The organism is Bacillus sp. FSL K6-1003 (assembly GCF_037964945.1).
Lineage (GTDB): Bacteria > Bacillota > Bacilli > Bacillales > Bacillaceae > Bacillus > Bacillus mojavensis.
Window position 1 is genome coordinate 293,005 of record NZ_CP150176.1, and the last position, 11,541, is coordinate 304,545.

11 protein-coding genes and 1 pseudogene are annotated in these 11,541 nt (G+C 43.8%); 7 read left to right on the top strand and 5 right to left on the bottom strand.

From position 1 onward, the window contains the following. Positions 1-194: 194 nt before the first annotated feature. Both NSU16_RS01605 and NSU16_RS01610 read left to right on the top strand, forming a co-directional pair. Complete coding sequence (locus NSU16_RS01605) at positions 195-1,328, top strand: type II asparaginase (RefSeq protein WP_168746860.1); 1,134 nt, start codon at positions 195-197, stop codon at positions 1,326-1,328. A 169-nt stretch (positions 1,329-1,497) separates the two neighbouring features. Further along, on the top strand, positions 1,498-2,136 hold the full coding sequence (locus tag NSU16_RS01610; RefSeq protein WP_010332906.1) for a triacylglycerol lipase: 639 nt from the start codon (positions 1,498-1,500) through the stop codon (positions 2,134-2,136). A 37-nt stretch (positions 2,137-2,173) separates the two neighbouring features. Here the strand turns inward: NSU16_RS01610 and NSU16_RS01615 are convergent, their stop codons facing one another. Further along, positions 2,174-2,557, bottom strand: a complete 384-nt coding sequence (locus NSU16_RS01615) for an RDD family protein (protein ID WP_339192625.1) — start codon at positions 2,555-2,557, stop codon at positions 2,174-2,176. 236 nt (positions 2,558-2,793) lie between these two features. Between NSU16_RS01615 and NSU16_RS01620 the strand changes: the two genes are divergently transcribed. Beyond that, positions 2,794-3,873 (top strand): helix-turn-helix domain-containing protein, encoded by a 1,080-nt coding sequence (locus tag NSU16_RS01620; RefSeq protein WP_010332908.1) that lies wholly within the window; start codon positions 2,794-2,796, stop codon positions 3,871-3,873. Between the two features lie 43 nt (positions 3,874-3,916). Here NSU16_RS01620 and NSU16_RS01625 read toward each other — a convergent pair whose 3' ends face one another. Both NSU16_RS01625 and NSU16_RS01630 read right to left on the bottom strand, forming a co-directional pair. Further along, positions 3,917-4,870 (bottom strand): GHKL domain-containing protein, encoded by a 954-nt coding sequence (locus NSU16_RS01625; protein WP_339191916.1) that lies wholly within the window; start codon positions 4,868-4,870, stop codon positions 3,917-3,919. A gap of 15 nt (positions 4,871-4,885) precedes the next feature. Continuing rightward, positions 4,886-5,584 (bottom strand): LytTR family DNA-binding domain-containing protein, encoded by a 699-nt coding sequence (locus NSU16_RS01630; protein WP_339191917.1) that lies wholly within the window; start codon positions 5,582-5,584, stop codon positions 4,886-4,888. Positions 5,585-5,727: 143 nt separating this feature from the next. On the opposite strand from NSU16_RS01630, the gene natA reads away from it, so the two are divergent. The 3 genes from natA (at position 5,728) to NSU16_RS01645 (ending at position 8,697) form a co-directional block, all read left to right on the top strand. Then, positions 5,728-6,468, top strand: a complete 741-nt coding sequence (natA, locus tag NSU16_RS01635) for a sodium ABC transporter ATP-binding protein NatA (protein ID WP_010332911.1) — start codon at positions 5,728-5,730, stop codon at positions 6,466-6,468. Further along, positions 6,469-7,629 carry an ABC transporter permease gene (locus NSU16_RS01640; RefSeq protein WP_268448947.1) on the top strand — a complete coding sequence of 387 codons (1,161 nt, stop codon included), beginning with the start codon at positions 6,469-6,471 and terminating at the stop codon, positions 7,627-7,629. It abuts the gene before it with no gap. Positions 7,630-7,764: 135 nt separating this feature from the next. Then, positions 7,765-8,697: an aldo/keto reductase gene (locus tag NSU16_RS01645; protein WP_268448949.1), complete on the top strand. Its 933-nt coding sequence runs from the start codon at positions 7,765-7,767 to the stop codon at positions 8,695-8,697. 37 nt (positions 8,698-8,734) lie between these two features. On the opposite strand, the gene NSU16_RS01650 is transcribed toward NSU16_RS01645, so the two are convergent. Together NSU16_RS01650 and NSU16_RS01655 are read right to left on the bottom strand one after the other, a co-directional pair. Beyond that, positions 8,735-9,799 carry a DUF4352 domain-containing protein gene (locus NSU16_RS01650; protein WP_339191918.1) on the bottom strand — a complete coding sequence of 355 codons (1,065 nt, stop codon included), beginning with the start codon at positions 9,797-9,799 and terminating at the stop codon, positions 8,735-8,737. Positions 9,800-9,825: 26 nt separating this feature from the next. Further along, positions 9,826-9,957 (bottom strand): annotated as a pseudogene (locus tag NSU16_RS01655) (hypothetical protein); the annotation flags it as partial. A 160-nt stretch (positions 9,958-10,117) separates the two neighbouring features. On the opposite strand from NSU16_RS01655, the gene NSU16_RS01660 reads away from it, so the two are divergent. Then, positions 10,118-11,536 carry a YcdB/YcdC domain-containing protein gene (locus NSU16_RS01660; RefSeq protein ID WP_339192626.1) on the top strand — a complete coding sequence of 473 codons (1,419 nt, stop codon included), beginning with the start codon at positions 10,118-10,120 and terminating at the stop codon, positions 11,534-11,536. Positions 11,537-11,541: the final 5 nt, after the last annotated feature.

The window sequence follows — 11,541 nt, forward strand, 5'->3', positions numbered from 1 at the left end:
CGATCATAAAATATAGTGACTGGTCTATTATCATGATTCACCCATCGAATGTCAAGATAAAGAAACTCGAATAAGAAAATAAAATAAGCATATAAAAAAGCTGAGAGATAACCTGACGTACATTTTGACTGAATAAATGAAATATTCAATGATTAAAAGGCGTAAAGACGTTACCTTCCAAAGGAGAGAAAAACATGAAAACACAACGATTCCTCTTACTGATCCTTTTTACCGCACTATTGCTTGTTTTTACCGGATGCTCACAATCTCCTGAAGCAAAAGAATCCCCAAAAGAAAAAACGCAGACACAAAAAGTTTCTTCAGCTTCTGCTTCCAAAAAGAATGACCTTCCAACTATTAAAATACTGGCGACAGGAGGGACGATTGCCGGAGCCAATAAATCAAAAACCTCTACAACTGAATATAAAGCAGGTGTCGTTGGCGTTGAGTCTCTGATCGAAGCGGTGCCAGAGATGAAGGACATTGCGAATGTCAGCGGCGAGCAGGTGGTTAATGTCGGAAGCACAAACATTGATAACAAAACATTGCTGAAGCTCGGAAAAAGAGTCAGCAAACTGCTTTCTTCAAAAGATGTCGACGGTATTGTTGTGACCCACGGAACAGATACATTAGAAGAAACGGCTTATTTTCTGAATCTCACTGTAAAAAGTGATAAACCGATTGTTGTTGTCGGTTCGATGAGGCCGTCCACAGCCATCAGTGCTGATGGCCCGTCCAACTTGTACAACGCAGTTAAAGTGGCCGGCGCACAAGAGGCAAAAGGGAAAGGGACGCTCGTCGTTCTCAATGACCGCATTGCTTCAGCACGGTATGTTACAAAAACCAACACAACCGCAACAGATACCTTTAAATCAGAAGAAATGGGATACATCGGAACGATTGCCGATGACATTTATTTTCATAATGAAATCACACGCAAGCATACAAAGGATTCGGAGTTCTCCATTTCCAGCCTTGATAAACTGCCGCAAGTAGACATTCTGTACGGCTACCAAAATGACGGAAGCTATCTGTTTGATGCGGCTGTAAAGGCTGGCGCAAAAGGCATAGTCTTCGCGGGATCAGGCAACGGATCTTTATCTGACGCAGCCGAAAAGGGGGCAGTCAGAGCGGTCAAAAAAGGCGTCACAGTGGTTCGCTCAACCCGTACGGGAAATGGTGTCGTCACATCGAACGGCGACTATGTGAAAAACGACCTTTTGGCATCAAACTCCTTAAATCCGCAAAAAGCCCGGATATTGTTAATGCTCGCGCTCACCAAAACAGATGATCCTAGGAAAATCCAAGACTATTTTAATGAATATTAAAGAAAAGAAGGCGGAAAAGCCTTCTTTTTGTGCGTTTTCGGGATCGAAATAGCTGAAATGTTCTCTCAACCTTAAAATTTCTTTAAAAATAAGTCAAATTTACCCTTTACTTAATTAATTTGGCAAAGTATTATAATTTAAGAATTTGTTACAAAAAAAGGAGGAAATTATGAAACTTTTAAGAGGTAAGATCATTGCACTTGTAACAATTGTTGTGCTGTCAGTTACATCCATGTTTGCGATGCAGCCGTCAGCGAAAGCCGCTGAACATAATCCGGTGGTAATGGTTCATGGAATTGGCGGAGCTTCTTTTAACTTTGCCGGTATTAAAACTTATTTGGTATCACAGGGCTGGTCACGGGACAAGCTGTATGCTGTAGATTTTTGGGACAAGACAGGCAATAACTTAAACAACGGTCCAGTATTATCGCGTTTTGTGAAAAAGGTATTAGATGAAACCGGTGCGAAAAAAGTGGATATTGTCGCTCACAGCATGGGCGGCGCTAACACGCTTTACTACATAAAAAATCTGGATGGCGGTAATAAAATTGAAAACGTCGTAACACTTGGCGGCGCGAATCGTCTTGTGACAGGCAAGGCGCTTCCGGGTACTGATCCCAACCAAAAGATCTTGTACACATCCGTTTACAGTAGTGCTGATATGATTGTTATGAATTACTTATCAAAATTAGATGGGGCTAAAAATGTTCAAATTCATGGTGTCGGACATATCGGCCTTCTGTACAGCAGCCAAGTCAACAGCCTGATTAAAGAAGGGCTTAACGGCGGCGGACAAAATACGAACTAATGAGAAACATAACCTTGAAGAATCCTATTCTTCAAGGTTATTCTGCTTTCAGCACAATTGTTTTTGCAGCCATATCATGAACGGCTTGTTTTTTCTTCGTAAATGCGGCTGTTAAATAGATCAGGCGGGAAAACACATGCACCCATGCTATCATGTAACGGACAATAGCCTGAGGGAGGGAGATTTTCTCGTGTGTTTCGTCTCTTACAATTTGCAGCCCGATGATTTTTTTGCCCAGCGTACCCTTCCAATTTGTCAGCGGCATCAGCAAAGGATACACAAGCAGCATCAAAATGGCGACAGCGATGACGCCAGCGGACCCGTCGCCAAACATACATCCTGATGCTAAAATCACTGCGGCCGCAATGACCACGTCAAGCACAAGAGCGCAGGCGCGCAGCATAAAACCAGCTAGTTCCAACATAAACACTTCCTTAAAAATTTTACATAAACACCTAATGATTGTAAAAAAGAAGGGCCTAAAGCGGGAATAGGTTATAAGTCTTAAATCACAAAAGTTGATGAAAAAGTCATAGGTAAATTTACATCATGAACCAGGCTGTCACATTACCAAATTCTTTTTTAGCCCGAAACCAAGCCCTCAGAAGTTATTTTTGTTAAAATAGAAAAGTTACAACAGAATTCGGAGGGTTTATTGTGGGAAAAGTGAAAAGAAATGCCCCTTGCCCATGCGGCAGCGGTAAGAAATATAAAAAATGCTGCGGAAATAAAGTTGTCGACTTCCCGACAGAATTAGCGGCAAAAGAAGCAAAACAAATTCAGGAAGACTTAGTGGAGTATGCCTTCACAGTACATAGAGAAAGCATTTCGGGTTTCATCAACCAGCATGATTTTCTTTCTACTATGGACAGGCAGACAAAGGACATCAGTGTATTTAATTTGGGAATCTGGGGAATCTTCTTCCACCCGCTCGCTGGTGACAAAACGATCTTTGAAGAGTACCTTCAGAAAAAAGGCGATTCGATCACCCGCCCGAAAACACGTGAGATCGTTGAATCCTGGAAGAGCATGACGCCTGCTTTATTGCTGCTGAAGGATATGAAAGAAGCAGTCATTCATTTTGAAGATGTCATTACGAAAAAGCAATTCGACGTGGAAATGGACGTCACGAATCAAGACCTCCCGCCAGTAGGAAGCTTGATTCTCGGCTATCCGATCCACGAAGCCGAAAAAGCGGAATTCTTCATGCAGTTCACAATCTTCCCAGTGAAGAGAACGGAAGAGCTGATCAGCAAGGTGAAGACATATGCGGATGCTGCTGTGAAAAACGGCAAAACGCCGGAGGACTTCATGAAGCAGGAGTTCAACAACGTACTTTTCGCACTGTTAGCGGAAAAAGATGAACAGCCGCAGCAAGCGGAGGCTGTTCAAGAAAGCAGCGTTGAGTGGGCAAACGACATGGAGAAAGAAACAGCCGCGGCGATTGAAAAAGGCATGAGCGGAGATGAATATCCGGATGAACTGATTCCGGCAGTCATTGACATTTGGAAATCGTTTTGCGAGAAAAAGTCACCTGTCATCAGAAAGCCGGAAGCTTTTGCGGCGGCAGTTGAATATTACGTGAATGCAATCTCTCTTAACGGCGCTACCGTTTCCCAAGCTAAACTGGCGAAAAAATACGGCGTAAGCGCATCAACGATTTCAAGCCGCTACAAAGAAATTGAAAGCACGCTCCAGGATGAAGCGGATCGCTTTGCACAATCATTAACATCGTAATGACGAACAAAAAACCTTGAAAAGCCAAGCTTTTCAAGGTTTTTTATTTTTGGAACGGAATTTTGATTTCTAATCGGAAGACAGGATGGCGATATGTAAAATCAAGCTTGCCAAAAGCTTGATTCACCAGCTTTTGGATCACATAAGTGCCCATTCCTTCATGAGTGCCGCTCTTCGTCGTATGGCCGTATGACTGAAACAGTGTATCGAGCACTTTCGGTTCCATGCCGGGTGTTGTATTTTCACAAATCAGCACATAAAGCCCGCTTCGCAGTGATGTCTCCAGCTTGATCTCCGCTTTCTCAGGGGCCTCTGCGGCGCTGTCGAGCGCATTTTCTAATAGGTTGCCGGCCAGGCTGACCTGATCAGCGGGAGAGAAAGGGAGGGAAGAAAGCGGCGTATGCAAATGCAGTGAAACGTTCACATTCGAAGCTTTTGCTTTTTCCAGAAAGTCATACAGCACCCCTGCAAGGTACGCATTCTCTCCTTTTAAAAAACGGTCATATTGACTGTACTGGTCTTCCCAATGGTTTATGTATGTTTGTGTGTCCGGCTCTGACTGCGCCGAGCTGAGCGCTGTGATATGCTTCATTGTATCGTGATTCCGGCTCCTGACATCCATCAGCATTCGATTGGCGTGCTGTTCAGCCTGAGTCAGCCAATCGATTTGTTCATATAGCTTTGTCAGCGAGCGGCACAGCCCGATGCGAAGCCATTCACCTGCCGCGAATATCATCATTACAAGCAGCACCGCCAATCCAGAAGCGACGATCAGCAAAAACACCGCCGACAGAATGTGAATCACGGCGATACATAAATAGAGCTGAAGGGGACAGCGATCCTGCATAGGCTTCGTTTTCCATATGTATAAAACCGATGCCGCCGCCCCTAAAGCAGCGGCGAGCCAAGAAACGGATGTGCTGTGTGAAAGAATGGACGCCGACTGATAAAATATGAAACTGAATAAAAACAAATAAAGACATTGAAACAGAGTCATTACAACCTGCGCTCCTCAAAAATAATAGTTTTGAAAATAATCAAGCTGCTGCTTGGTGATCATCGCTTTTTTAGATGTTCCCTCAAACGAAACCGTAAACGAATGCTTCGTATAAGCGGAAAAGTTAATGTAATGAATGTTGATAATAAAGGAGCGGTGCGAACGAAGAAAATCCTTCTCCGGCAGATCGCCTTTAATATCGTTCAATGTTTGATACGTTTGCACTTCTTCAGATGTTGTCACAATCGTCGTTGACCGTCCTGTGCGTTCGGCAAAAATAATATCCTTCTTTTGCAGCACATGCATTTTAGATTTTTGTTTAATCAAAATCCGCCCGTTCAAGCTCGTTTCCGTTTTCTTTTTGAAATAACGTTCGAAGGAGGAGCTGAGACGATCGGCGTGGTACGGCTTCATAATATAGTCGTGGACGTTCAGATCAAAAGCGTGAACCGCATAGCCGCTATTGCCGGTGACGAAAATCACATCCACATCCAGCGAATGAGATCTGATTAAATCCGCCAGCTCGTAGCCTGACATGTGAGGCATCTCAATATCGGCAAGCAGAAGATCGATGTCCTCGTTCTTCACCCGGCTGTAAGCTTCCTCAGCCGAATCGGTGGCAAAAACAATTTCGACATCCTGCATTCTGGACACGATTGCTTCCAGCTTCTCTAAATCTACTCGATAATCATCGACTAGTCCGACTTTTACCATTATCATTCCCCTAGTTAGATAGAATCATCTTTATTTTATCCCATTTCGCGACATAAAAAGAACTCTTCGCGACAACTTTATCCAACAAATCAAACTTTTTGTATATAGTCATTACTAGAAATAACAAAAAGGGAGATTGTGACATGATTACACTGACGGATTGCAGCCGCAGGTTTACAGATAAGAAAAAAGTAGTCAAAGCTGTGCGTGATGTAAGCTTAACAATTCAAAAAGGAGAAGTCGTCGGCATTCTCGGAGAAAACGGAGCCGGCAAAACAACGTTGCTGAGAATGGTCGCGACCCTGCTTGAACCGACACAGGGTACGATCACAGTGGACGGCTTTGACACGGCCAAGCAGCCGGCCGAGGTCAAGAAACGAATCGGTGTCTTATTCGGAGGAGAAACAGGACTCTATGACCGGATGACGGCAAAAGAAAATTTACAGTACTTTGGCCGGCTGTACGGGCTGAACCGCCATGAAATCAAAGCGAGAATTGAGGATTTATCAAAACGGTTCGGCATGCGTGATTATATGGACCGAAGAGTGGGCGGGTTTTCAAAAGGAATGAGGCAGAAGGTCGCCATTGCCAGGGCGCTGATTCACGATCCGGATATCATTTTATTTGACGAGCCGACGACAGGACTAGATATTACGTCAAGCAACATCTTCCGTGAATTTATTCAGCAGCTGAAAAGAGAACACAAAACCATCCTGTTCTCCAGCCACATTATGGAGGAGGTTCAGGCGCTCTGTGACAGTGTCATTATGATGCACAGCGGAGAGGTCATTTACAGAGGAGCACTTGAAACACTATACGAGAGTGAACGCAGTGACGATTTGAACTACATCTTTATGTCTAAGCTGGTCAGGGGGATTTCATAAATGGTAGGACAGATTTATAAAAAAGAGATGACCGACGCTTTACGGGACAGAAAAACAATTTTACTGACGATCTTAGTTCCGATAATTACGATGCTGGGCCTTGTGTTTTTCTACGAAAGCATGCTTTCGGACAAAGGGGAGCAGTACACGATCGCTGTCGGCCACTCCCTGCCTTCAGAGCTGGAAAACAAGCTGAATGCGATTGAGGAAATCAGTGTAAAGACATTCGCAAAACCTGAACAGGCGGTCGATGACGGGAAAGCGGATGTGTATCTGAACATCCCGAAAGAGTTTGATTCTTATATCACCAGTATGACAACTTTTAAGGTTGACGTTTACGGCAGCTCGGTCGATCAAGGGTCATCAAATGCTATGCAGCTTGTGCAATCTGCCTTAGAGCAGTACAAAAATGAAATTGTTCAAAAACGTTTAACGAGTAAACATATTGACCATTCGGTGATCCAGCCGTTCTCAGTTCAACAAAAAGAAGCAGATGAAGAGCAAGGCGTTTCTGCGATCATGCTTTCTGCCATTCTTCCGATGCTGCTTCTAACATCAATCGTTTCCGGTGCCATGCCAATCGCTCTTGACATTATTGCTGGAGAAAAGGACCGGAAATCCATAGAAGCGCTGCTGCTGACACCGGTCAGCAGAAACAAAGTGTTAATCGGCAAGTGGCTTGCGGTTTCTACCTTCGGAATAGCCTCTGGCGTATTATCACTGATCTTTCTGATTCTGTGCACCGTCTTATTTACGGAAAAGTTAAGAACAGCCTTTCAGCTGGGAGATCACTTATGGGGCATTATCGGAGCCTCAGCCTTGATCATCATGCTTTCTGCCATGCTGATCGCCGCAATGGAGCTTTTGATCAGCATCATTTCCGGCACGGTAAAAGAAGCGCAGAGCTATATGTCTCTTGTCGTCTTTCTGCCTATATTCCCGATGTTTTTCATCTTCAATAAGGCGCCGAATCAAATCGATCTATCTTACTTTTTCATCCCGTTCCTAAATCTGCACGCCTTATTTAAACAGCTATTATTCGGGATGATAAATCCGGCTGCCATTCTATATACGTGCGGAACCATCGTCGTGCTCATCGCCATTTTCTTTTTACTGGCCAGAGCCTGCTTCTTAAAAGACAAATGGGTTCTGCCAAAATAAACTTGCAAAAGGAGAAATACACTTTCTCCTTTTTGTGTATGCTGAAAAAAGAAGGAAAATAGAAAAAGGATATCTAATACAAAAAGTGGAACCTGCGCTATTTTTCATCAAATCATTTCGGAAGGAGAAGGGACAATGGATCAAACACGTGCACTTGGGAAAACGAATTTACAGGTGAAACGGATCGGATTCGGCGCAAATGCGGTCGGCGGGCATAATCTGTTTCCGAATCTGAATGATGAAACTGGCAAGGACTTGGTTCGCACGGCTTTGGACGGCGGCGTGAACTTTATCGATACCGCCTTTATATATGGATTAGGGCGATCCGAAGAATTAATCGGTGAGGTCGTTCAGGAACGCGGTGTCCGGGATCAGCTCATGATCGCCTCTAAAGGAGCCCATAAAGAAGGAAACGGCCGCATTGAATTAGACAACAGCCGGGACTTTCTTCGCGGCGAGGTGGAAAAGAGCCTGAATCGGCTGAAGACAGATTACATCGATCTATATTATGTTCATTTTCCGGATGGCAAGACACCTCTTGCAGAAGTCGCGGGCACGCTGAAGGAACTGAAGGATGAAGGGAAAATCAAAGCGATTGGAGCCTCGAATCTCAATTATCAGCAATTGCAGGAATTTAATGCGGACGGCTACTTGGAGGTCTTTCAGTCAGAATACTCTTTAATTCAGCGTGATGCTGAGAAGGAGCTGCTCCCATACTGTGAAAAACACGGGATTTCTTTTATTCCGTATTTCCCGCTCGCATCCGGGCTGCTGACCGGAAAGTTTACAAAAGATGATGCCTTTGACGACAATCGAAAGAACAACCCGCAATTCCAGGGAGAAACCTTTATTCAAAACCTGAAAAAAGTAGACAAGCTCAAAGCGGTAGCTGAAGAAAAGAAAGCAGAGACGGCCCATGTCGCCTTGGCGTGGCTGTTAACGAGACCGGCTGTAGACGCCATCATTCCAGGTGCTAAGCGCCCGGAACAGCTGAAGGATAACCTAAAAACCTTAGATGTTGAACTGACGGATGATGAAGCAGATTTCATCAGCGGGATTTTTAAATGAAAAAGGAAATAGCCCTGGGGCTATTTCCTTTTGATGTTTATTCTTTAATGAATGCTTCAACTAATTCTGCTGCTCTGTAATCGTCCATATCAAGCTGCCACTGGTCGATGTCATTTTTCTTCATTTTCACTTCAACCGTTTTTTCACTTGAAGCCGGGCCAAGCTTTTTGAACTCTTCTGGATAGACTTGAAGCGCATATTTTACAGCATCTTCATAGCTCGCACCTGAATTCTTGCTGTAGTAGTCTTTCATTCTGTCCTCGATGCGGTCTGAGAGAGAAGAAGCGTCGACTGGTTTAATTGTAGCTTCTACAATGGCTTCATCTTTTGAGATGGAAGTTGTTTTCGCTTGAATCGATGAGTTTTTGCTTAATCCTGCTTTAATGCCGTTCACGATATTATCAAGCGCTTTGCTGTCCGCATATGTGCTTGAAAGGCCTGAAGCTGAGAGGTAGCCGTCTTTTGCGGACTCGTTAAAGTCGTTCACAATTTCATTTTTGTTCGCACCGGTGGTTTTTTCGAAATCTTTGTTATCTTTACCGAAAAGAAGGACATCTATATATGCCGATAAAGCTTTCGCAGAGTCTTGGAGCTGATCTGCTGTCGCAAGGATTTTTTTGTCTTTTCCGTCAATATTGAATGTAACTGATTTTGGCTTCTTATCACCGTAAGATTCCGGCGTGTAATTCAGCTCGTATTTTTCGCCTTTATCTACAACGAAGAAAAGATTTCCTTCAACGGATTTGTCAGTGTTAATCGTGCTACCCTGCAGCTTTTCGTTATAGTCTTCAGGATCTGTGTCAGACATTTTGGTATCACCCTGATACAAAGTGAAATCCATATGGTCTACATTAAGCGGTTCTTTCCCTGTGTTTTTCACAGCGACATTTACCTTTAACACGAGCTGATCATCTGAAGTTGACTTATCATACTGAGACGGAAGTGTATAAGAGACATCTTTGATCTTAACTTGAGCTATATCTGCGCTTTTTTCTGTTTCTGAACTTTTCTTCTCCGCGCTTGTTTTACTTCCGGAACAAGCAGCTGTAAACAGCATCAGCAGGAGAACAAGGAAAACAGCGTACGTTTTTTTCTGAAACATTCATTTTTCCTCCTCAAATGGTTTTGGGAAAGGGGAGTCTTTTGTCTTTGAGAATTGAATCTTTTTGAATGGATTGACATCATCCATCCAAAAAAATCGGTTCTTTTCTCACGGTTTTATCCATATTTCTGGAAACTCCGTCCTTCTTTGCGATTGATGACCTATAAAAAGTTGCAACGGAATTAATTTTAAGATTATTAGCTTTTATATTGAATAGGTTCATCATACTATTTTTGGTGAAAAATGTTCTGGTAAAACTGGAAAACACAGAAATTTGTGTATATTAGACTATTACTTTGTGATCAGTCGAAGGGTGACATTCGAACGAAGAAGGGGGCCGCCTTGGTGAAAAAAGAGGAATTGAAACAAAAAGCACTGGAAATCGGCCGTGTGCCGACACACTTAAAGCTGGAAATTGAAGATTATGGTGATGAACGGAAAAGGTCGTATTTTTGCTGGATAGATCCACAGGATGAACACAAAGGGATCATCGTAGAGCTTGGACCGGACGGACAGCTGGAAGGGCTTTCTCGAGATGTTGAGCCTGAAAGCAGTGAGAAGCTGTCCGAAGACCAAATAGAGGCTATCTTGATTCAGTTCGTGAACTCTCATTGTCCTGAAGCTCCGTCTGCGTTTGTCCGTGAAGAAAATGATGAGGCATTTGATGACAAAGTAAGGTTTTCATATGTTCAAATGGAAGACGGACTGCCGCTTCCTATGAGCGGTTTTATGGCTGATGTCTCCTTATCAGGGGAGGTGGTGTATTTTCGGTATTACGGAAAAGCGTGCAATATAATCAAGCCGGAACAGGTCGCAGATGAAAAAGAAGCAATGGCTTATTTCAAGAAAGATGTAGTTGTCACTCTCCTATTTGAGATCCTTCATCGCTCTGTCTACAAAAACGGAGACGATCAGCCGCATTTGGTGTATGAGTTTGAAAACGCGGGCATTGCTGTACCTGCAGATGTAAGTGAAGAGAAAGAAATATTTGATGATGATTACGTGGAGTCAGAAAGCTTTCCCCTTCCCTTATTCGAAGACATTCACGAAAATGCAGACCCTGGCAGCATGATCGGCTTGAGCAGCGGACTGGTAAAAGTAAGGGAAGCAGATATAGGAAATGGAAGAATCGGGATCGTCTGGCGGAATCCGGATGTTCCTGTGTATCAACCGGCGGATAAAAGCATGGACAGCTGGTTTAGAGGACGGGTTCACCAAGTGCTGAAAACCATCCATAACAAAGAAACCGGAAAACTCGAAGGTGTTATGTCGTTTATAGACGAAAAAGGGCCGAATACCGTAAGCGAGGAAGAGTGCGAAAAAATCGCCATTCGTTTTCTGTTCGCGTTATTCCCGAATGCTGATCAATATTTTAAGATCAAATACGATAAACAGGGTGAAGAAGGTTCGTCAGCCGGCTTTACGTTTGACGTGCACTGTAACGGAGTTCCGCTTCGGTTTGGGCAGGTCAGAATCTGCGTCAGCCGCCAGACTGGGCGCATTACCGTTTATATGGGACCGGACATTGACCCTGAAGTGCTCAAAGCTGTTGACCCAGTTCCACCCATTTCACCGGAACAAGCCAAGTCTATCTTTTGGCGCCATTTTAAAGTGGAGCTTGGCTGGGAGAGAGAATACGGAGAAGATGAAGAAAACAGCTATCGTCTCGTCTACAAGCCGGTATATCCGAGATTGATTGATGCCCATACTGGTGAGGCTGTCATAAGTGCATTGTAAAACAG

Bases quoted from the DNA above. Each gene is read 5' to 3' on its own strand.
- NSU16_RS01605 (WP_168746860.1), top strand. From the start codon at position 195: ATGAAAACACAACGATTCCTCTTACTGATCCTTTTTACCGCACTATTG.
- NSU16_RS01610 (WP_010332906.1), top strand. From the start codon at position 1,498: ATGAAACTTTTAAGAGGTAAGATCATTGCACTTGTAACAATTGTTGTG.
- NSU16_RS01625 (WP_339191916.1), bottom strand. From the start codon at position 4,870: ATGACTCTGTTTCAATGTCTTTATTTGTTTTTATTCAGTTTCATATTT.
- NSU16_RS01630 (WP_339191917.1), bottom strand. From the start codon at position 5,584: ATGGTAAAAGTCGGACTAGTCGATGATTATCGAGTAGATTTAGAGAAG.
- natA (WP_010332911.1), top strand. From the start codon at position 5,728: ATGATTACACTGACGGATTGCAGCCGCAGGTTTACAGATAAGAAAAAA.
- NSU16_RS01640 (WP_268448947.1), top strand. From the start codon at position 6,469: ATGGTAGGACAGATTTATAAAAAAGAGATGACCGACGCTTTACGGGAC.
- NSU16_RS01645 (WP_268448949.1), top strand. From the start codon at position 7,765: ATGGATCAAACACGTGCACTTGGGAAAACGAATTTACAGGTGAAACGG.
- NSU16_RS01650 (WP_339191918.1), bottom strand. From the start codon at position 9,799: ATGTTTCAGAAAAAAACGTACGCTGTTTTCCTTGTTCTCCTGCTGATG.